This is a genomic window from Arcobacter defluvii, assembly GCF_013201725.1.
Taxonomy (GTDB): Bacteria; Campylobacterota; Campylobacteria; order Campylobacterales; family Arcobacteraceae; genus Aliarcobacter; species Aliarcobacter defluvii.
Genome location: NZ_CP053835.1, coordinates 2,277,506 through 2,299,888, shown reverse-complemented (window position 1 = coordinate 2,299,888; position 22,383 = coordinate 2,277,506). Strand labels below are relative to the sequence as shown.

General features: G+C 25.4%; 21 protein-coding genes. 6 read left to right on the top strand and 15 right to left on the bottom strand.

Features of this window, described 5'->3' with window-relative positions; translation table 11 throughout:
- Window positions 1-21: 21 nt before the first annotated feature.
- Window positions 22-1,977: a methyl-accepting chemotaxis protein gene (locus ADFLV_RS11485; RefSeq protein ID WP_014474916.1), complete on the bottom strand. Its 1,956-nt coding sequence runs from the start codon at window positions 1,975-1,977 to the stop codon at window positions 22-24.
- Between the two features lie 135 nt (window positions 1,978-2,112).
- Between ADFLV_RS11485 and ADFLV_RS11480 the strand changes: the two genes are divergently transcribed.
- Window positions 2,113-2,778: a response regulator transcription factor gene (locus ADFLV_RS11480; RefSeq protein WP_129012227.1), complete on the top strand. Its 666-nt coding sequence runs from the start codon at window positions 2,113-2,115 to the stop codon at window positions 2,776-2,778.
- 12 nt (window positions 2,779-2,790) lie between these two features.
- Here the strand turns inward: ADFLV_RS11480 and ADFLV_RS11475 are convergent, their stop codons facing one another.
- A complete protein-coding gene (locus ADFLV_RS11475) occupies window positions 2,791-4,287 on the bottom strand; it encodes a PLP-dependent transferase (RefSeq protein ID WP_129012228.1) in 1,497 nt (498 codons plus the stop codon).
- Between the two features lies 1 nt (window position 4,288).
- On the bottom strand, window positions 4,289-5,440 hold the full coding sequence (locus ADFLV_RS11470; RefSeq protein WP_129012229.1) for a trans-sulfuration enzyme family protein: 1,152 nt from the start codon (window positions 5,438-5,440) through the stop codon (window positions 4,289-4,291).
- Window positions 5,441-5,571: 131 nt separating this feature from the next.
- On the opposite strand from ADFLV_RS11470, the gene ADFLV_RS11465 reads away from it, so the two are divergent.
- Genes ADFLV_RS11465 through ADFLV_RS11455 form a run of 3 tightly spaced genes read left to right on the top strand, consistent with a single transcriptional unit; the run spans window position 5,572 to window position 6,880 of the window.
- Window positions 5,572-5,736 (top strand): hypothetical protein, encoded by a 165-nt coding sequence (locus ADFLV_RS11465; protein ID WP_014474912.1) that lies wholly within the window; start codon window positions 5,572-5,574, stop codon window positions 5,734-5,736.
- Complete coding sequence (locus tag ADFLV_RS15160) at window positions 5,733-6,473, top strand: L,D-transpeptidase (protein WP_129012230.1); 741 nt, start codon at window positions 5,733-5,735, stop codon at window positions 6,471-6,473. The genes ADFLV_RS11465 and ADFLV_RS15160 overlap by 4 nt, the downstream gene beginning before the upstream one ends.
- A 41-nt stretch (window positions 6,474-6,514) precedes the next feature.
- Window positions 6,515-6,880 carry a hypothetical protein gene (locus ADFLV_RS11455; protein ID WP_129012231.1) on the top strand — a complete coding sequence of 122 codons (366 nt, stop codon included), beginning with the start codon at window positions 6,515-6,517 and terminating at the stop codon, window positions 6,878-6,880.
- A gap of 40 nt (window positions 6,881-6,920) precedes the next feature.
- Here the strand turns inward: ADFLV_RS11455 and ADFLV_RS11450 are convergent, their stop codons facing one another.
- Together ADFLV_RS11450 and potC are read right to left on the bottom strand one after the other, a co-directional pair.
- Window positions 6,921-7,940, bottom strand: coding sequence for an ABC transporter substrate-binding protein (locus ADFLV_RS11450; protein ID WP_129012232.1), 1,020 nt, complete (start codon window positions 7,938-7,940; stop codon window positions 6,921-6,923).
- Window positions 7,937-8,692, bottom strand: coding sequence for a spermidine/putrescine ABC transporter permease PotC (gene potC / locus ADFLV_RS11445; RefSeq protein ID WP_014474908.1), 756 nt, complete (start codon window positions 8,690-8,692; stop codon window positions 7,937-7,939). The genes ADFLV_RS11450 and potC overlap by 4 nt, the downstream gene beginning before the upstream one ends.
- A gap of 340 nt (window positions 8,693-9,032) precedes the next feature.
- On the opposite strand from potC, the gene ADFLV_RS11440 reads away from it, so the two are divergent.
- Window positions 9,033-10,262 (top strand): IS110 family RNA-guided transposase, encoded by a 1,230-nt coding sequence (locus tag ADFLV_RS11440; protein ID WP_129012243.1) that lies wholly within the window; start codon window positions 9,033-9,035, stop codon window positions 10,260-10,262.
- A 255-nt stretch (window positions 10,263-10,517) separates the two neighbouring features.
- Here ADFLV_RS11440 and ADFLV_RS11435 read toward each other — a convergent pair whose 3' ends face one another.
- The 10 genes from ADFLV_RS11435 to ADFLV_RS11390 form a co-directional block, all read right to left on the bottom strand.
- Entirely contained in the window at window positions 10,518-11,375 is an 858-nt protein-coding gene (locus ADFLV_RS11435) for an ABC transporter permease subunit (protein WP_129012226.1), read from the bottom strand.
- Window positions 11,368-12,453, bottom strand: coding sequence for a spermidine/putrescine ABC transporter ATP-binding protein PotA (gene potA, locus ADFLV_RS11430; RefSeq protein ID WP_129012225.1), 1,086 nt, complete (start codon window positions 12,451-12,453; stop codon window positions 11,368-11,370). The genes ADFLV_RS11435 and potA overlap by 8 nt, the downstream gene beginning before the upstream one ends.
- A gap of 172 nt (window positions 12,454-12,625) precedes the next feature.
- Window positions 12,626-13,309: a hypothetical protein gene (locus ADFLV_RS11425; protein ID WP_129012224.1), complete on the bottom strand. Its 684-nt coding sequence runs from the start codon at window positions 13,307-13,309 to the stop codon at window positions 12,626-12,628.
- Entirely contained in the window at window positions 13,310-14,392 is a 1,083-nt protein-coding gene (locus ADFLV_RS11420; RefSeq protein WP_129012223.1) for a tetratricopeptide repeat protein, read from the bottom strand.
- Window positions 14,393-15,481 carry a tetratricopeptide repeat protein gene (locus tag ADFLV_RS11415; protein WP_129012222.1) on the bottom strand — a complete coding sequence of 363 codons (1,089 nt, stop codon included), beginning with the start codon at window positions 15,479-15,481 and terminating at the stop codon, window positions 14,393-14,395.
- A 12-nt stretch (window positions 15,482-15,493) separates the two neighbouring features.
- Window positions 15,494-16,741, bottom strand: a complete 1,248-nt coding sequence (locus ADFLV_RS11410) for a glycoside hydrolase family 19 protein (protein ID WP_129012221.1) — start codon at window positions 16,739-16,741, stop codon at window positions 15,494-15,496.
- Complete coding sequence (locus ADFLV_RS11405) at window positions 16,741-19,587, bottom strand: type VI secretion system Vgr family protein (RefSeq protein ID WP_172658806.1); 2,847 nt, start codon at window positions 19,585-19,587, stop codon at window positions 16,741-16,743. Before ADFLV_RS11405 ends, ADFLV_RS11410 begins: the two co-directional genes overlap by 1 nt.
- Before the next feature lie 53 nt (window positions 19,588-19,640).
- On the bottom strand, window positions 19,641-20,165 hold the full coding sequence (locus ADFLV_RS11400) for an Hcp family type VI secretion system effector (protein WP_014474901.1): 525 nt from the start codon (window positions 20,163-20,165) through the stop codon (window positions 19,641-19,643).
- Between the two features lie 61 nt (window positions 20,166-20,226).
- Window positions 20,227-20,775, bottom strand: coding sequence for a hypothetical protein (locus tag ADFLV_RS11395; protein ID WP_129012210.1), 549 nt, complete (start codon window positions 20,773-20,775; stop codon window positions 20,227-20,229).
- Window positions 20,776-20,791: 16 nt separating this feature from the next.
- Complete coding sequence (locus tag ADFLV_RS11390; RefSeq protein ID WP_014474899.1) at window positions 20,792-21,568, bottom strand: M23 family metallopeptidase; 777 nt, start codon at window positions 21,566-21,568, stop codon at window positions 20,792-20,794.
- Window positions 21,569-21,739: 171 nt separating this feature from the next.
- Between ADFLV_RS11390 and ADFLV_RS11385 the strand changes: the two genes are divergently transcribed.
- Window positions 21,740-22,381, top strand: a complete 642-nt coding sequence (locus tag ADFLV_RS11385) for a type VI secretion system ImpA family N-terminal domain-containing protein (protein WP_164968552.1) — start codon at window positions 21,740-21,742, stop codon at window positions 22,379-22,381.
- The last annotated feature ends 2 nt before the right edge of the window (window positions 22,382-22,383 follow it).

Below are 22,383 nucleotides of genomic sequence, written 5' to 3'. Positions count from 1 at the left end.
AATAATATTTTATTAAGAAAGTTAAAAACTTTCCCACTCATCAGCTTTTTTTATCTCTTCAACAACAGTTTGTTTTTTTTGTTTTGCATCTTTTTTTTGAATTTGAAAAGGAGCTTTTTGCTCTTTTTTCATATCTCTAGCTTTAACCTCATTTTTACCATTAAACTCTTTTTCATTTGCATTACTTACAACTAATTTCGCTATTTGGTCTGTTATTACTGCTACATCATGTGTTTGACTTGCCACCATCGCATTTTGTTGTGTTTGTTGGTCTAACTGGGTTACTGCATCATTTATTTGCTCTATTCCTAACAATTGCTCTTTTGAGGCATTTTGTATATCTGAAATCAAGTTTATTGTATGTTGGATATTTTCATTTAATTGTTTATATCCATCTATCATATGTCCTGCTATTTGTTTCCCTTGATCTGCTTTACTTGTTGCATTTTCTACTATTGCTTTTATCTCTTTTGCAGCTTCTGCCGATCTTGATGCTAGGTTTCTCACTTCTGCTGCTACAACTGCAAATCCTTTTCCTGCTTCTCCTGCTGTTGCTGCTTCTACTGCTGCATTAAGTGAAAGTATATTTGTTTGGAATGCTATTTGATCAATTACAGTTATTGCTTCATTTATCAAGTTTACTTGATTATTTATTTCATCCATTGACTGAGTTGTTTGATTTGCAAGTTTCTCTCCATCATTTGCTGATTTTGTTACTTGATTTGAAAGCATTGCCATTTTTGCAATATTCTCTGTATTATTTCTTACATTACTTGTTATCTCTTCTATTGCTGCTGCTGTCTCTTCTAAAGATGCTGCTGCTTCATTTGAACTTAGATTTAATTTATCTACATTTATAAGTAATATATCTGAACTTGCATCTAATGTTAATCCATTTGTTTTATTATCTATTAACATTTGTGTAATTGAATCTTGTAGGGTATTAATTCCTACTACTAATCTTTCAAACACTCCACCTTTTTCATCATTTGGATGCATTTTTAAAGCTTTTCTATAATCAAGTTTTGAGTACTCTTCTAAGATTTCATCTACTTCTTCAAATCTTTTTCTAGTACTTTCAATCATTTTATTTACATTATCTCTAAACTCTTCTAAAGAGGCATTTGAAGTTGATTTTTCTATAAACTGACCATACCAACCATTATTAACTCTAGTCATTACAACTTTAGCATCTTCTATTAGAGCTGTATCTTGATTAATAGTTTTTTCAATTTGTTTAATATTATCATTAACAAATTTAGCCATTTCCCCAAATTCATCTTTTGAAGAATCATCTAATAATGAAATATCTTTTGAGCTTCTATTTAGATATGAAAAAAACGATATTAATCCTATTTTGAAGTTGTCTAAAGATTTAATAATCATTTTAGATATGAATAGTGAAATTAGAATAAAGAAAATAATGGAACAAATAACAATTGAAGTTAAAATAGTATTAAATAAAGATTTTGCTTCTTCTTTTAGTTCTAAAGCACTTTTATTTATTTCGTTAATTTTATTTTCTAACATAATTCCAACATCAACCATTTTTTTTATGATGTCTTTAACTTCTTGTGATTCAGGTTTATTATTTGTAAAATCATCTATTAATTTAGTTGAAAATAGATCAAAATTAGTAATATATCCTTTTGAATAAGTAACTATTTCATCGCATAAAACTTTATTTTGTTCCATTGTAACTTGTTCTTTTAGATTTGATACATTATCATCTAAAGTTTTGAAGTTTTCTCTAACTTTTTGTGCATTTTCAATATTTGGATTTCTTAAAAATTGATATACTGATATTCTTCCTTTTAGTAATTGTTGGATAAATTCTTCTGTTTCTAAAGAAATTTTACTTCTAGAATTTTCTAAATTACTAAAGTAATTATATGCAATACCTGAAATTAGCATAATCAAAATAAACACGGCTGGAAAGATTAATAACTTTTTTTTGGTATTAATTCTTTTTAACATTTTGAATCCTTTATTTGAAATTTTAAGTATCACATTATGTAAATATTGTAATTCTTAACCTATATTGAAATTGTAGTATTAAAATCTAAGTCAACTAATAGTAAAATCTGAGGAATCAGAGTATAGGGAAATAATTTGGAATATAAAATTTTATTAGTAGAAGATGATGATAATAGTGCTTTATTAATCAGCGATTTTTTACAAGAGTATGATTTTAATGTTGATATTGTAAATACAGTTACAGATGCTGTTTCAAATATAAGTTTTAATAAATACTCTATTGTTTTATTAGATATAAATTTACCTGATTTTAATGGCTTTGAAGTATTAAAATTTGTAAATAAAAACAAAATAAATATTCCTATTTTAGTATTAAGTGCATATTCAGATAAAAATACAAAACTTCAAGCTTTTAAATTAGGTGCAAGTGATTATATGGTTAAGCCAATCGATCCAGAAGAGTTGGAAGCAAGAATTTGGGTTCAACTAAGAAATAGTTCCAATTTTGTATCAAATACAAGTAAAAAAGCATTATTTGAGATAAATGATAATGTAATTTTATTTAATGAAGAAGCTTTAAAATTGACAAAAACTGAGTTTGAAATTTTGTCTTTTTTAATTAAACATAAAAATCAAACTGTACATAGGGAAAAATTATTGGATTTTTTATCTTCAATTATCCAAAGTGATAGAAGTTTGGATTATCATATTAAAAATATTAGAATAAAACTTGGAGATAATGGAACAAATCCAAAATATCTTTTAACAGAGTATGGAATAGGGTATAAGCTAGTTTTTTAAAAGATAAAGAAATTAGATTTCATTTATCTTTTCAAATTCATTTATAATATCTTCTATATTTTCAGTTCCAACAGAGATTCTTAAAAGATTAGTTGGCAATCCAATTTGTTTTAAAAGTTTTTGTCCTTTTTGTGAAACTATCAAATCATAATGAGCAAGATAAGTATAAGGCATCAGAAGTGTAAATTCAGTTCCTAAACTTGGCCCTTTTGCAAAATTTAGCTTATCATAAACAGTTCTAAAATCTTTTTTAAAAGTTACAGAAACAATCCCACAAAGTGAATTTTCATCTATCATTAGTTTTTCATAATTTTCTCTAAAATCAGGACTTAAACAGTAAAAAACTTCATCTATAAAAGAAGCTTTTTGTAAATAATTTACAAGTTTTTTTGTATTTGAAGATATTTTTTTTACTCTTTTTTCATAATCTTTTATTTGATAAGCCATTCTTTGAATATCTTTTATGTATGGTTCATCTGCATGTTTGAAAAACTCATAAGAGATATGTGAAATTTTTGAATTTTGATTTAAGATAATTGCACCCATTAAAACATCTGCATTTCCACATGCAAACTTTGTTAAAGATTCCACATAAATATCAGCATAAGAGTTTAAATCAAGATTATATGGAGTTGCAAAAGTTGAATCAATAACCAAAGGAATATTGTATGTATTGCAAAGATTTTTTAGTCTTTCTAAATCCACTGTTTGTACGAGTGGATTTGTAGGAATTTCTGTTATTATTGCTGAAACTTTTAATCCATCTTTTTTCAAAAACTCTTCAAGTAAATCTAATTTTGTAACATCATAAAAGATTTTACTCTCTTCAAAATAGTGATTTACTATATTCATAGTATCAAGATAAAGCCAACCAAGTTGTACTAAAACTGTTCTTCCATTTCTTGCTTGAATATTTTTGATTCCTTTTAAAACACAATACATTGCATTCATTCCAGATGGATTTAAACAGACATTTTGTGAAGGTTGTTTATATGCTTTTGCTAATGTTGAAATTAAAATCTCTTTTGCTTTTGATTCGTTTTCAAGTTCTTCATCGTGGAGTTTTGGGATTCTTCCAACTTTATATAAATAATCTTGTGCTAATCTTGAAGATAAGTTGTATCCAAGATGTTGAATAAATTTTAAAACCTTTTGATATTGTCGTCCTTTTAAAACTTTTATAACTCCAAAAGGTTCATCAAACTCAAATTTATTATGTATAAAATATCTGCAACTCACAGCTTTTACAGCCTTTTGAGAACTTAAAAGAATTATTTCATAATTATCACAAACTTCATATTTTTCTTTTAAATAATTTGCTAAAAGTTTTAAATAAGGATGAATAATAAATCTTGGATATGCTGTTGTAATTTTTTCTAAAATCTCAGGTGTTTGTTCTTCGTAATCAATCACATCTTGTAAACTTGGCATACTCACAGAAACTGCATGAATATTGTTTAAAGGTAAAGTTTGCCCACAAGGGATGTGATTGAAAGTTTTGTTATTCATTTTATTTTACTGCTTGTTCTATATCTTTTATTAAATCTTCAACATTTTCTAAACCAATAGAAAATCTAACTGTGCTATCACTTATTCCAATAGCTTTTAATTCTTCTTTTGAAAAACTTGCGTGTGAAATTTTTGCAGGAATTTCAACTCTACTATCTGGACTTCCAAATGAACATTTTTCACCGAAAATTTTCGTATTTTCTATGAATTTTTCAGCTAATTCAGCACTTGAAAAATCTACACAAAAAACTCCAGGAATAAACTGCATTTGTTTACGTGCAAGTTCATATTGAGGATGGCTTGGAAGTGCAGGGTGTGTAACTTTTACTATATAATCTTGTTTTTCTAAAAATTTTGCAATGATTATAGAGTTTTCTTGATGTTCTCTCATTCTTATTTTTAAAGTTGGAATACCAAGAGTTATTAAAAATACATCCATAGGATTTTGACTTCTTCCATGGGCATTTGCATAATAATGAATTTGTTGGCTTAACTCTTTTGTTTTTGCAACAATCGCTCCAGCAACAACGCTACCGTGACCACTTATATATTTTGTAGTTGAAAAAAGTGAAAAATCAGCTCCAAACTCTAAAGGTCTTTGACTTATAAAAGTTGCAAGAGAATTATCAACCGCAAATAAAGCATTATATTTATGAGATAGTTGAGCTATTTTTTCTAAATCAATGATTTTCAATCCTGGATTTGTAGGACTTTCACATAAAACTAAATCAATATCATGAGTTTTTAAAATATGTTCAATCATATCAACATCGCAAAAATTTGCAAAATGTACTTGAATATTGTATTTTTCTTTAAAAATTTTAAGAAGTCTGAAAGTTCCACCATAACAATCAGCCTCAACTAAAATTTGAGAATTTGCTTTTAAAACTGTCTCAAAAAGAAGTGAAACACAAGCAATCCCTGTATGTGTGCAAACGCATCCAGCTCCACCTTCAACATGAGTAAATAAGTTTTCTAAAACTTCTCTTGTTGGATTATCACTTCTTGTATAATCATAAATTTTATCACCTTTTTGTTTTTTTAAATCAAATGTTCCAGTGTTATAGATTGGGAAATGTGAAGCACCACTTATATCATCAAAAGGAGCAAAAGAAGAAATATGGCATAAAGATGTTTCTATTTGTTCAGTCATAATAATCCTAAATTTTTTTGGCAATTGTATCTAAAAACTAATTAATGAAATGCCTAAAATTCTTAATTTTCTTTAATATTAAAAAATGGTATAACTATGAATATGATTTTATTTTTTAGGAGAGTTAAGTAATGATAAAATTTATATTATTAACAATTCTTATAGTTGTTTTTCAAGGTTGTGCAACTTGGACTGGGATAAAACAGGATAGTAATAGAGCTTGGGAAGCAACTAAAGATACTTCAAGTGATGTTTATCATTCTGTAAAAGAATCAATTCATGAGGCGACAGAGTGATAAAAAAGTTTTTTTTCTTTTTTCTAATTTTTTCTCTTTATTTATATGGTGCAACTAATCAAAAAGATTCAATTTTAGAGACAAAAGAGTTTTTAGAAAAATCTTCAAATTATTTAAAAGAACAAATAAGTTTGAAAAAACTCTCTTTTGATGAAGAAATATTTTTAAAAGATTTTTCAACTATTGGAACAAAAATTTTTGATAGATATACTCCAAAATTATCTACTTTTAGAAAAGTTGATAATCTTTTATCTGAAATGGGAGCTTATGATAGTTTGATTATTGAGGTTGATTCTTCAAAAAATCTGATGTATGTAAAAGCAAAATATGATAATAAAACTAAAAATTTGAAGACTTATAAAGTCTCAACAGCAAAGAAAGATATAAAAAAACCCTTAGGTGTTGGAAATATAACTTCGATTACATTAAATCCAGTTTGGTATCCAACTGCTGATACAATACAAAGTTTTAAAAAACGAGGAATAGATTTACCAAAAGTTGTGAAAGGTGGAGATAAGCTAAATTATATGGGAAGTGCTAAGATAAATTTAACGCACAAAGTAGATGGAAAAGAGACTTTTAGAATTCATGGAACACTTAATGAAAAAACGATAGGAAGTTATGAATCAAGTGGTTGTATCAGAATGAAAAATAGTGAAGTTGTACAACTTGTTGCGCTATTAAATGAATTTATAGATTTTAAAAGTATGGATGATATAAAAGTGGTTTTAAAATAAACAATTGATGTTGTATAATTCCACTAAAAAAGGATTGAGTTTTGAATAAAATAGTAATAAAACCAAAAAGTATGGGAACATTTACTTTAAATTGCCCTTTTACAAATGAAAAATTAGATAATGATAATAACTCTTTTGAAATTTATGAAGGAGCAGGAAACTATCTATTTTCAATGTGTGAAGATTGTTTATTTTATGATGCAGGAAATAATAATGAAATTGAAAAATATTGGAAAAATTCTGCATTTGAAGCAGTAGAAAAATTTTTAGAAAATCATAAAGAAGATAATATTTTAATCATTGAAGTTCAAAAAAATGATGAGAGTTATTTTTATGGTTTTCTAAATGAAGATAATTTAGAGTTAAGTGAACAAGAGATAGAAAGAAGATTTATTAAACAATTGTGATAAAACTATCTTCAAAATAATTTGAAGATAGTTTTTCTTTTTAGTTAGAAGTTTTTAACATTTCCCAGTATTTTTCATATGTAGGTAAAACTTCACCAACATCTGTTTGAAATTCACTGTTTTTTAAATCTTCTTCATTTGGATAGATGATTCTATTGTTTCTTGTTTTCTCATCTAAAAGTTCAAGAGTTTTTGCATTTGGAGAAGGATAACCTATCTCTTCACTTATTATTTTAGATACTTCAGGTTTTAATAAATAGTTTATAAAAATATGAGCATTATCAATATTTTTTGCACCTTTTGGAATAACCAATGAATCTATCCATAAAAGTGCTCCTTCTTTTGGATAAATATATTTTATATTTTCATTCTCTTCATTTGCCATAAATCCTTCACCATTGAAGTTCATCCCTAATTTTACCTCTTCATTTAGATAAACTTGTTTTTGAGATTCTGAATAAAACATTTTTACATTTGGTAAAAGTTCTTTTAGTTTATTGAAAGCCTCTTCTATTTCTTTAGGATTTGTTGAGTTTGCTGAATATCCCAAAACTTTAAGTGCCATTCCAAAAACTTCTCTCATATCATCATTTAATAAAATAGAATTTTTATATACTGGATTCCATAGATTTTTCCAAGAATTAATATCTTCTTTTACTAATGAAGTATTATAACTAATACCTGTACTTCCCCATAAGTAAGGAATAGAATAGTTATTATTTGGATCAAAAGGTTTTGATAAAAGTTTTGAATCAAGATTTTTATAGTTTGGAAGTTTTGATTTATCAATTTTTTCTAATAAACCTTCTTTACTCATTTTATTTACAAAATAAGTAGATGGAACGATAATATCATAACCAGAGTTTCCAGCAGTTTTTACTTTTGCATACATTGCTTCATTTGAATCATAAGTTGAATATTTTACTTTGATTCCTGTCTCTTTTGTAAAGTTTTCTAAAACAGATTCAGGCATATACTCAGACCAGTTATAAACATAAAGAACTTTTTCACTTGCAAATAGGGAAATTACAAGGGAAATAATCATAAAAATGGATTTCATTTTTTCTCCTTAATCAAAATTTGTGAAAATAATATCATAATCAATGTGAAAATAAACATGATTGTACAAAGTGCGTTTATTTCAGGTTTTACTCCAAGTCTCACCATAGAGTAAATTTTAAGTGGTAAAATCTCATAATCAGGACCTGTCACAAAAAAGCTAATAACAACATCATCAAGAGAGAGAGTTAAACTTAATAAAAATCCTGAAACAATTGCGGGGATTACATTTGGCAAAATAATAGTTTTAAAAGTTGTAAATTCACTTGCTCCTAAATCTTTTGCAGCTTCAATAATATTTTTATCAAAACCATTTAATCTAGCCATTACAGTAACTATTACAAAGGGAAGACAAAATGTAATATGAGCTATTAAAAGAGTAAAAAATCCTAAAGGAAGTGAAATAAAAACAAATAGCATTAAAAGTGAAATTCCCATTACAATTTCAGGTGACATAATAAGAACGTAAACTAAGGATTGCATAAATTTTTTACCAAAAAAATCATATCTATATAGTGTCAGTGCTCCTAAAGTTCCTAAAATTGTAGCTATTATTGCTGATACAAAAGCTACACTTATAGAATGCCAAGCAGCTTCTAAAAGTGCAGATTGATTTAATAAACTTTCATACCATTTTAAAGTAAAACCTTTCCATTCAACACTGTATTTTGAAGAGTTAAAAGAGTAAATAATCAAAACACCAATTGGTAAATATAAAAGAAAATAGATAAAACTTGCATAAACTTTTCTCATCTATTCTCCTCGTATAATTAATTTTATGAATATATCATCTAGTTTTTAACTAAAAAATATATTCTTCTAAGATTGAAGTACTAACTTCAAATCTTTTACTTTTTACAGTCTATGACTTTAGATATAACAACATTTTTCTCCTTGTAGCAATGATGAATTAAATTAATATTTCTTCTAACCAAACTACATCATTTAAGCCTGTTGATATCTTTAGTTGTTAATCATTTATTAAAAGCTGTAGAGGTAGCTGTATAGCACTTACTACTTATAGATTAACGAGGCTGTGAATCTAGCTTAGGCTAGAACAACTAAAGATTATTATAAACTGAGGTATAAAAAGATGTATTATGTTGGAATTGATATTGCTAAAAATTTTCATGTTGTTACTATCATTGATGATAGTGAGAAAAAAATTACTACTAAACCTATAAGGGTTACAAATTGTATTGATGGATTTTCAAAGTTTATTGTTAAACTTGAAGCTATCTCATCAAATCCAAACGATTTTATAATTGGTCTTGAAGCAACTGGAATTTATGGTGAAAATCTTTTAGAGTTTTTAAATGCTCATGGGTTTAATGTTAAACTATTAAATCCATTTCAAACAACCAGATATAGAGAACAACACACAATGAAAAAAGTAAAAAATGACAATATTGATTCTTGGATTATTGCACTCTTCCTAAAAGATGGCAAATTTAGTTCAGGTTATGTAACTGATGATGAATATCAAAGTTTAAGAACTTTGTATCGTAATCGTGCTTCTATTCAATCAGATATGAAAGAGGTAAAAAAACGAATTATTACTCAAGTAACAGTTACATTTCCCGAACTTGAAAATTTTATTGATATATTTAGTATCACAGGACTTGCACTTTTGGATAAATATCCAACTGCACATCATTATAAACATAGTAGTGTTGATAGAATACTTAAGATATTTAGACATATTCAAGGAAATAGCTTTAATAGTGAAAAAGCCCTAAAAGTTTTAGAACTTGCAAAAAATTCTATCTATTCTGGTAAAGCCAAAGATGCAAGAGCCATAGCTATTAAAAGTTCTATTAGACTTCTTAAAATCTATCAAGATGAGTTATCTATTTTAGAAGATGAAATATTAGCTTTACTTGAAAACAATGGTATTAAAGAAGAAAAAGATGTTCCAACTAATTCATTGATTGAGAACTTAAAAACTATTCCAGGTGTTTCATCTAAAACTATTGCTGCAGTTATTAGTGAATGTGGTGATTTATCAAGATTTACAACACCTATTAAATTTATAGGGTATCTTGGACTATTTCCAACAGAAAATAGTTCAGGTAATTCTAAATCAACAGGTCATTTAAGTCGTAGAGGTTCATCACTAGCAAAACATGCTCTTTATATGGCAAGTGTAAGTTGTATGATACACAATAAAGAGCTCAAGCAATATTATGATACTAAAAAATCTCAAGGAAAATCTAAACAAGAAGGACTTATTGCTGTTTCAAGAAAACTAGCAACTATTATCTATTCCATTTTTAGATACAACACCCCTTATGATCCAGCTCGTGTTTTTTCTAAGTCATAAACAGTAAATTATAAAAGATCACAAGTTAGTACTAAAATCTAAAGATAGCATTCAAAAAAGCTATCACTATACTAATTGCCAACCAAACATTTAAACTTGTTTGATCATAGAAACACTACTAGCAAAATTCTAGATAATTGCATAAAAATAGTGCTTCCAAAATCAAACATCAGCAAGTTTTTTAAACTTGCAATGTTCTTAAAAAATACATTGTTAAAAAACTATTGTCTTTTTAAAATTTTCCTTTAATTTAAGTTATTCTTTATAAAAAGGCTTTGGTGTTGTTTTTTGTGATTTTGCTAAAAGTGCCAATAAAATGAACATCATTAAAAGTAAAACAACACTAGCAGCAGAACCAAAAGGCCAATCTCTAAATAATAAAAATTGATTTCTTATAAAACTTCCAAAAATCAACTCTTTTGCTCCACCTAAAATATCAGGAATAAAGAACATTCCAAGTGAGGGTAAAAATACTAAAGTACAACCTGCAATAATTCCAGGAAGTGATAAAGGAATAATTATTGTTTTAAAAATATTATATTTTGAAGCTCCTAAATCTTTTGCTGCTTCAATTAGTTTAAAATCAATTTTTTCAATTGAAACATATAAAGGTAAAATCATAAATGGAAGGAGGGTATACACCATTCCTATAAAAACGGCTGTTTGGGTATACATAATCTCTAAAGGTTCATTTATAATTCCAATAGTTAATAAAAAAGCATTTAATAAACCTTTTGTTTTTAGTATCGCAATTAGGGCGTAAGTTCTTACAAGTGAACTTGTCCAAAAAGGAATAATCACAAGTAAAAGAAGTAAAAATTTATATTTTTTTGCTGTAGTTGCAATAATATATGCAAAAGGATAAGCTAAAATAAGTGCAAAAAATGTAGTTCCAACTGCTAAATAAATTGAATCCAAAAATACAGATAAATAAATAGGATCAAAAAGTTTTATATAACTTTGTAAACTAGGAGTAAAGATTAAAAATTCATTTTCACCTTTTGTTAAAAAACTACTTCCTATTACAAGTAAATTAGGAAATAATGCAAAAACTAAAAGCCAAAAAACAATAAAAAATATTGATATTTTAGAAAATAAAGATAGTTTATTCATGTCCTAAAAGTACCTCCCATCCATCAACCCAATACAAATAAAGTTTTGAACCAATTGCATAACCTAACGCATCACTATCTTCATTGTAAAATTCACTTGCAATAACTTCTTTTCCATCTTCAAGTTTCACCAAAAGGTCGATAGTTGTACCTTTGTAAATAATATTTTCTAATTCTCCTACAAAATAGTTGTTTGTTTTAACATCTTCAAGATTTTTTTCAACTCTAAAATCTTCAGGTCTTATAAGTATCGTACAATAATTTGTCAAAATCTTTTTTGATTTTAAATGAAAAATTTTTTCATAGTATTGAAGACTCATAAGACCATCTTGTTGTTCTATTATTTTTGTTTCAAAACAATTTGCTTCACCAATAAATTGCGCAACAAAAAGATTTTTAGGGTCTTCATATATCTCTTTTGGAGTTCCTATTTGTTCAATTTTTCCCTTATTCATAACTACAATTCTATCTGACATAGAAAGAGCTTCTTCTTGATCATGAGTTACAAATAAAAAAGTAATTCCAAGTTTTCTTTGTAGCATTTTAAGTTCAATTTGCATCTCTTTTCTAAGTTTATAATCAAGAGCACTAAGTGATTCATCTAATAATAAAATTAAAGGTTTATTTACAACTGCTCTTGCAATTGCAACTCGTTGTTGTTGACCTCCACTTAATTCGTGTGGTTTTTTATGAGAATGTTTCGATAATTTAACCATTGTAAGGGCATTTTCTACCTCTTTTTTTATTTCATCTTTTGGAGTTTTTTTCATCTTTAATCCAAAAGCAACATTGTCAAAAATAGTCATATGTGGGAAAAGAGCATAACTTTGAAATACAGTGTTTATTTCTCTTTCTTCTGGTGGTATATTATTTATATTTTTTTCTTGTAAAATAATTTCACCACTATTTGGATTCTCAAATCCAGCTAAAAGTCTTAAAATAGTTGTTTTCCCACAACCACTAGGACCTAAAAGAGTAAGAAATTCTCCTTCATAAATATCTAGATTTATATTTTTTAAAATTGGAGTATTTTCATAATCTTTGCATAAATCTTTTAGCGTAAACAATTTTTTGTTCATATTTTTTTAATCCTGAAAATAAAATATTATGAGATTAACACAACTCCTATTAATCTACACTTTTAGTGGTTAAATGAGAGTAAGTTATATTTATTAGAATTGATTTTTTATTATTTAATCCATTATAAGCATTTGTAAGATTTAAATAAGTAACAGTTCTGTTTGAATCTATTTATTCTTTATTAATTTTCCAACTTTGTTCTTGAGGTATCCATTTATTTCCTAGTAAAACTTCAATATTAGCTTCATTTGTAGCTTTTTTATCACAAGTTCCAGTTTCATAAAGTCTTTCAAGGATTCTTTGTTCATTGAAGTAGGGGTAGAACTCGTTTGGGTTGTAGGGGGTTTTGATTGAAATAAACCGTGATATTGGTGTTTTAAAAATTTCATCTTCATCTAGGACATAACTATCATCTTTTATGTTTTTATCAATTAAAGATACTAATCCTCCATAATGTATTTCTTTATAATCTTTAACAGAAGATCTAACAATGGAAGCTAAAACTGTTTTTTTATCTTTTGCGATACATGCTACAGCAAAAAGTTTTTGATCATATATATATACCAGATTACCACCATTAAATTTTTGCAATTTAATATTGTTAAATTTTATTAGATGTCTTTGCCATTGCCCATTCTTAAGGGCTTGTTTATCATCTAACTTATCAATGGTAAATTTTATTTCTTCTCCATTCACTCTAAAAGTGTGAGATAGTTCTTTTTCGCTTGTATCAATAAGCTTAAAAGAATCTACAATTTCTTTATATTCTTCTGGAGTTGGTGGTGTGATTGCAAAGAGATTTGAACTAAAAAATATTCCTAAAAATGTAATTGTTTTTACAATCTGTTTTTTCATCTATTTTTCCCTTATAGTTTCATTAGATTTAAAAACATTTAAATGCTCAAAAACTCTTATAGGGATTTTAGATTTTTTATTATCTAGTTTCATAAGTTCTATATATTTTTTATAGTTTTGTTTTGCATTATCTTTATTATTTAATCCATTATAAGCATCAGCAAGATTTAGATAAGCAACAGTTCTATTTGGAAATTTTTCTATAATTTTTTCTAAAATAAAAATAGCTTCTTTATTTTTATTTGATAGTTGTAAATAATATGCTAAATCATTATATTTTTGAAGAGTTTTTATATTTAATTCCTCATTTTTTAAAACTTCATTGATTTGTTCAAATGTTAATTTTTGATTTGATTTTGCATTTTCTAAAAGTTGATTTAATGTTAAAATAGTAGTAGCTATTTTTTCTTTTATATCCCAACTTTGTTCTTGAGGTATCCATTTATTTCCTAGTAAAACTTCAATATTAGCTTCATTTGTAGCTTTTTTATCACAAGTTCCAGTTTCATAAAGTCTTTCAAGGATTCTTTGTTCGTTGAAGTAGGGGTAAAATTCGTTTGGCTTGTAGGTTGGGATGGAGGTTTTAGCGGTAGGGTTTTCGCCATTTAAAAGACCACTATCTATCCAATAATTTCCACAACAAGTATTTTTATCTATCTTAGCTACAAAACCAGAATATCTAACAAATTTTTCTTTAGTTTTTTGATAATAAGTTGATGATCTAACCAAAGACGATAAAACTATTTTTTTATCGGATGAAATACAAGAAACAAATAAAGGCTTTTGGTCGTCTTTATTTGTAAGAACCCAATCATTTGGTTTTCCAAGAATTCTACTCCCAAGAGTTATAATATGTTGTATGAATTGAGTTGTTTTTGTATCATCTTGCTTTTCAAGTTCCGCCTTTATAGTTTCCCCATTTATCTTATAGGTTCTTGATAGTTCTTTTTTGCTTGTATCAATAAGCTTAAAAGAATCTACAATTTCTTTATATTCTTCTGGAGTTGGTGGTGTGATTGCAAAGAGATTTGAACTAAAAAATATTCCTAAAAATGTAATTGTTTTTACAATCTGTTTTTTCATCTATTTTTCCCTTATAGTTTCATTAGATTTAAAAACATTTAAATGCTTAAAAACTCTTATAGGGATTTTAGATTTTTTATTATCTAGTTTCATAAGTTCTATATATTTTTCATAGTTTTGTTTTGCATTATCTTTATTATTTAATCCATTATAAGCATCAGCAAGATTTAGATAAGCAACAGTTCTATTTGGAAATTTTTCTATAATTTTTTCTAAAATAAAAATAGCTTCTTTATTTTTATTTGATAGTTGTAAATAATATGCTAAATCATTATATTTTTGAAGAGTTTTTATATTTAATTCCTCATTTTTTAAAACTTCATTGATTTGTTCAAATGTTAATTTTTGATTTGATTTTGCATTTTCTAAAAGTTGATTTAATGTTAAAATAGTAGTAGCTATTTTTTCTTTTATATCCCAACTTTGTTCTTGAGGTATCCATTTATTTCCTAGTAAAACTTCAATATTAGCTTCATTTGTAGCTTTTTTATCACAAGTTCCAGTTTCATAAAGTCTTTCAAGGATTCTTTGTTCATTGAAGTAGGGGTAGAACTCGTTTGGGTTGTAGGTTGGGATTGAAGTTTCCCAACCTGCAGAATGTTCTTCATCAAAGAGGCAGTCATCTCCTATATCACCATAATTTCCACAACAAGTATTTTCCTCAATTTCTGTTACATACCCTGCATAACGAACTGCTGTTTGCTTTGTTTTTTTTGCATTAAAAGATGACCTTACTAAAGAAGCTAAAACTATCTTTTTATTGAGTGAAATACAAGCTACAAATAAAAGTTTTTGATCATATTTATCTATTCCTGTCCAATTTTTAGGCTCTCCAAGATCTTTGTCTCCAATAGTTATAATGTGTTGAACTTCCTGAAATGGTTCATTTTCTTCTTTTTGAAGTTCGGCTTTTATAATTTCTCCATTTATCTTATAGGTTCTTGATAGCTCTTTTTCGCTTGTATCAATAAGCTTAAAAGAATCTACAATTTCTTTATATTCTTCTGGAGTTGGTGGTGTGATTGCAAAGAGATTTGAACTAAAAAATATTCCTAAAAATGTAATTGTTTTTACTATCTGTTTTTTCATCTATTTTTTTCCTCATAGTTCCATATGTTGTTTAAGTTTATGAAAGTTTTCTAGTCTTTCATCGTAGCCGTTTGGTGTTTTTATATAGAGGTTGTCGTTTGCTTTTTTATATTTGGCTTTTTCACTTGATGTTAAATTATTGTATTCTGACAACTCTTTCGGATAGTACCCATTCACAACCGCACTTATTTTCAACACCACTTCATCCCTTGTACCTTCATCAGCATGAGCATTGAGTGATGATTTTCCACCACCTGATTTATTCGCCCAATAATCACACGCAGAAGCAACAGCATATTTTATTTGCTCTAATAAATTAGGATTTGCTTCAAAGTCTTTTATATCATCTGGATTTTTAGCATTGTATCTTGTAGTGAAGTTTTTATAAGTATCTCTAAATGTTATTTGTATTAACCCTCTACCTCGATAATTAAACCCATCGTTGATTTGATAGTAATATTGTTTTTTTGGATTAAGAGGTTCTACTTTTGTATTACCTTGTTTCCCACCATATTTACAGTTAAAATATTCAGGTTGTTTACAGTTATAAATTATATTTCCATCGTTATCTCTTTGTATATTTCCATTTCTATCTTTTCTTGGAATTAATTGAATATTTTTTCCTTCAATACTATTTCTATATGCACTATAGTAGCTACTTTGTATAGCTATTGATTCTTTATATGTACCATCTTCCACAAATTTTGTAAACCCACCACTTTCAGTTGCAGCTTGTGCTAAAAAATGAGCAACTCTAAGAGGAGTATTAATCTCATGTTGACAACAATATTTATTTAAAGCATCTATTAACTCTTGATTATTACTTGCTTCTATACATTCCATTGCAACTAACATTTCTTTAGTGATTCCTCTACAAATAGCAATTTCAACCCATTTTTCATAGTTTTTACTAAATTTTCCATCACAATTAGCATCTATCCAACCAGAAACAAAAGATACATCTTTTATTTCTTCATCTGTTAATTCTAATTTTGTTGCTATTTCTCTTGCTGTAAATTCATATTTTATAATATATTTATTTTCATATATTAAATTATATTTTTTTAATAATTCTATATTATTTGAAACTTTTTCTACTTTTATATTTTCAGCTTTAAAAGAAATATCTTTTATAGGTTCTTTATTATTTCTTAAAAGTTTTATTTCTAAAGTAATATTTTTGAAATTATTTATAAATTCTTCTTTTGAGACTATTGGTTTAGCATGTAATAATATTTTATCATCTAATTTTTTACTCATTAATTTATCCCTAAATCATTTAATTTTTTTTCATCCTCATCAAACACAGCAAAAGCATTAGCATAATCTTGAATATTTTGATTATTGATTATAAATGAATAAAAGTTTATTTCATAAATATTCTCTTTTTTTATATTGTGTTTTATAGTTTGTAAACCATTATATTTAGAGATAAGATTACCTTCTATATTCCATCTGATTTGATTTAACTCCTCTTGAGTTGGTTCTACAATATTTAGAATAGCAGTAGCTTCAATCTCTTCATTAGAAAGATATTTTATTTTTATATCAATTACTTTAATATTTCTTTTTAATTCTATTAAAATATAACCTTCTTCTTTGTGATTATTAGTAAAACAGAAAATATGAGCATATTTATATAAATTGTTTCTTTCAAGATTAACGATTAGATTTAAACCATCAATAGTAATATTATCTTTAGAGATAAAATCAGAATGAAGATCATTGTCAAAAGAGTCATTGTTTTTTATAAAATGCCACTGTAATAAAGAGAGTTGAGAAGAGGATAAAGTATTAGATTGAATCCATGAATCATTTTTATAAAGTAAAGTATTAGCATTAAAAATTAAAGAATCATTTATAGAATTTTGTTTGAGAATATTGGCTTCAATAGAAACTACTTTGAGCTTTTCATAAAGAGGTTTTTGAATATCAACTTTTTCTACATCATTTGCAAATACCCCAGAATAAGAAGAAGTAGTGTCTAAATTATTAGTTTTTAAAAAAATGCCACTTTTATTGATAGTTAAACAATTAGAATTACTTCTTAAAGTAATAGCTTCATTAGCAATAATCTCAATTTTATTTGCTTCTTGTTTTATTGAGTTTGCATTGATATGATAATTGTTTTTTATGTCAAGTCTAAAATTATTAGAAATTTGTAAAAAAAGATTTTGTAAATACTTTTTTTTCACATCTTTTTCTACATATTCCGTTTGATTTCCTTTTACTCTTAATGTAAAATCTTTTTCTATTATTTGTTTTAAATTATCATTAACCAAAAGATTAAGATTTTTGTTAACATTAATATCATAATCCTCTTCAACTGTTAATTCTTTATCTTTCTCTATCTTCTCTTTACTATTTGATTTTACTTCTACTATTTGTTCATTATTTATTATTATTTTTGAATCTCTTTTTATATCTTCTATCTTATCATTCTCTATTATTATCTTTTGATTATGTTTTACTATTCTTGTCTCATCATTTTGTATTAAAGAGTTCATATCTCTTTGTGCTTTTATATTTAATTCTTCTTCTCCTCTTTTATCTTCAAACAATATCTCATTAAATCCTATTTCATCTTCATATTGTGGTGTCGTATATGTTCTTATATAACTTTTTGTTTTATTATTTGGCAAAGAATGTGCTATTTTATTCTCACCATTATATAAGCTCCCTATTATTATTGGTTTATCGGGGTCTCCATTTATAAAGCTTACTATTACTTCACTATTTACTCTTGGTATAAATATTGAACCATAGTTATTCCCACTTGAAATATTTGACACTCTTAAGTAACAAGATGTTGTTTTATTTCTTTCAAAATGAAACACCACTCTTACTCTTCCTTGTTCATCTACATCTATATTATTCTCTTCTTCTTTTAAATTATTCTCATTATTTGAAACTATTGCTGTTTGTATTCCATATATTTTTGATTGTTTTATTGTTTTATTTGGTTTATATATTATTTCTTTTGGAATACAAGTTACTTCTACTTCATATTGTAAGGTTTGATTTAAAGTTGTATATTCATCTAAAGCATTTGGAAAGTATGCTTTATATTTCACTCCTAATATTATTACTTCTTTTGATTTATTTACTTTATCATCATATAGTTCTACTAATAAACTATCTTTTAGTTGTATCTCTTTTGAATAAGCTTTTATTGTTTTTATTTTTGAAGTTTCTCTTAATGAATCTATATTACTATATCTAGTTAAATCTTCATAATAACTCTCATTTAATAGATTCAATTTATCTTTTAATTTTTCTACTTTTAATTCTTGTTGTAATTGTTTACTATTTTGATTTTCTTCTTCATTTTCTTTATATACATTACTATTTATTTTATATTCTTTACTTGGTCTATTATAATCATAATAATCCTCTATATGAGAAGTTGCATTAAATTTTTTGATTATATTAAAATTAGAAATTGATTTTATTACTGGATTTACTAAAGCATAATCATTTAATTGGCATAGTATTACTTTATATGGTTGATTATTACTATAATCAAATATTAAATTATATCCTTCTGTTTGAGCTAACATCATTATAAAATCTAAATCACTTTGATTATATTGAGTTGTATATTCTCTTATTGGTGTTTTATCTTTATCTATTCTTATCTCTAAAGATGTATTTAATAATGCTGAATATCTTTGTATTATTTCATAAATAATATCTTCAAATTTTTTATTCTGAAATATTTCATATTTATTTGTAAAGTTTAAATAATATAAAGGATGTACTACTTCAATTTTATACATATATTTTTTTGCAACAATCGAATCTTCTTCTATTTTACAAATTTTTCCAAATATATTTTTTTTTATTCTTAAATTTATTAAATCTTCAATTATAATTTCTACATCAGTATCTAATAATAAATCAATATTTAAAAATTCATTACTTATAAAAGATACATTAAAACTATATATTTCATCTATATTACTATTCCCTGTTAAAGAATAAATTGAATAATCCTCTTCTATTAATCCTTTTATCTCTTCTTGCTTATAGTTTAATAATTTTATTCTACCTTTTACTTTTTGCAATGTCGCTTTTGTTGATAATAAATCTAAAATTTCTTTCATTATGTTCTCTTTTAGTTTAAGATAAAAAAAGGTGGGTTCCCACCTTTTTTAAGTTAAGCATTTAATCCTACGCCTATTCTCCAATCATCTTCTCCTGAAGTGCTTGCTACTTCATGTCTCCAAGTGATTTTTCTATAAGCAAAAGAAATTTTTTCTAAAGGAGCAACTTGAACTTTAGTTTCTCCTACTTGCATATCCATAAATGAATCAATATTTACAATTACAGCATCTTCTAATACTAAACTAAAATAATGTTCTGGTTTTCCTGTATAACTTGTTCTATACCATTTTAATTCTACATTAGTTAATGTTTCACCTTTTGTTAATGCATTATATAAAAGTGGTGTAGATTTATCTACAAGTTTTGTAATAACTAAAGGTTCATGAACTCTTTGACCTGAAGGTTGTCCAGATTGAGGATCTCTTGGAATTTTAATATTGTGATTAAAAGCTTTTACTAAAGCTTCATTTTCATGTCCTTTTTGAAACGAGTTCCCAACAGATTCAGCAGTAAATGCTCCTTCAGTAATCAAACCTTGAGTACTTCCTTTAATTGAAATAAATACTGGATTATTCATCCTTGCTCCTTAAATAATAAAATAAAACATAATAATATAATAACATAATTTAAAACATTATTTATAAATTATCTTTTTTTATGAAACAATCTTTATTTTTTGAATTTTCTTGTAAAATAAAGGTGAATTTATCGCTATATAATTTACCTTTTATTTCAACTGTATAAGGAATCTGTTTTGTTGATATTTCCCCTTCACAGAAGAATGGAGTGCCTTTTTTTATTATTGGTTTTATATCTTCATATTTTATATCTTCAATATTTTTTAAAGAATCTTGATTAAATTTTAAAATTTCATCATTTGTTGAAATTTTTTGTTCAATTTTTACTTCAGAATTATTATTTTTAGTAAATTTTTCTTCACTATCAACTTCATTGGCAAAAATATGTACAAAAAAAATAGATAAAGTAAGTAATAAATTGATTCCTAAAAGAGAAAATAAAATGTATTCTTTTATATTTAAAGTAAATTTTTTATTCTCAATTTTTTCCTCTAATTTATTTATTTTATAAATTAATTTATCTATATTTTCATCAGAGTTTAGATAATTCTGTCTATTTAATTCATGAATTTGTTCTATTATGTTTTTGTATTTAGTATCATCAAGCATTTTAATTCCTAATTTTTTAGAATTTGTTTATTAAATTTTTCCATTCTATATTAGAATTGTTCATAAATATAGAGTTAAAAGATTTTTTATTCCAATAAATAAAATCTATTGGATTTAAATGTTTTTCTAAAAATTTAATTTCATAGTGAAGATGTGGTCCAGTTGATATTCCAGTATTTCCTGATGTTGCAATTACACTATTTTTATCTACAAAATCACCTTCTTTTACAAGAACTTCATCTAGATGAGCATATAAGGTAGTAAATCCAAAGGCATGTAAAATTGTTACAAATTTTCCATAACCTCCATTGTCTTCATTTCTTACTTTATATACAACTCCAGAAGCGGTTGAATAAACATTATTACCAATTTTAGTTTTTAAATCTAATCCAGAATGAAATTTTTCTATATTTGAAATTGGATGTATTCTTTCTCCAAATCTAGAACTGACTTGTACATCTATTAAAGGAAAACCATTTGGAATGATTTTAAATAAATTATTTAAACTATTTTCATCTATTTTATTATTGAATACTATTTTGTCATTTGAATTTAAAACTAAACCAACGTCCATTATTCTATGTAATTCTTTAATTTGTTCAGAAAGTTCTAAAATCTCATCTATTCTATTGTTTATCTGTATTGAATAAAGGTTTTCTTTTGATTTTAAATCATTCTTTAAATCTGAAATAATAAAATTTAAGTAGAAAATATAGATAAAAATAATTAATAAAAGAAATATAATAGATAATATAATTATATTTTTATCTTTTAATACAATTCCTCTAAGCAATATTTTCCTTTAATTTCACAAATTTTCTCATTTTAACCAAAGTAAACTTAATTAGTTTGTAAATATATTATTATAAAATAATTATATAAAATTTTATGACATATATTAATAATTAAATAATAAATAAAGAAATAATATATTAAAATTCATCAAATTACACAGGAAAATGATTTGTTAAGAGAAAGTATTTTAAAAGAATTTGATAATTTTTATGGATATGATTGTAAGTTAGAAGATAATTATCTTTTAATTGAGCAAGAAATAGATAAAGAAACAAGTGTTAATCAAGAAATAATAGATTATAGTTTTTTGATAACAAATTGCGAAAATTATCTTTGTTCGAATACTAAAGATATAAAATTAATTACTTTATGGTTTTATTCAAAATGTAAATTAGAAGGTTTCTCTGGTTTCATTTATTCCTTTGATACTTATATTAAATTTTTAGAAAAATATTTTGAACAATCTTTTCCAAATTCAAAAAAATCAAAAATCAATTTATTACTTTGGTTAGAAACTAATCTAACAAATTTAGTTTCAAAAAACGATATATTTAAAAAATCAATACAATCAAAACAAGAAATAAATGATTTATTTAAAAAATCATCTGAACTTTTTGTAACTTTAACACAAAAAGATGAAAGGTATTTTAGAAATTTACTTGAAATTACAAAAGAAACAATAATTGATATTGTTAATAAAACTGAGAAAATTGTAGTTCAAAAATCAGAAAAAGAAATAACAGATGTAAAGTCAGATTTTGAGGCTAATAAACTATTAAAAGATGTAAAAACTAAGATTAAAATATTATAGAA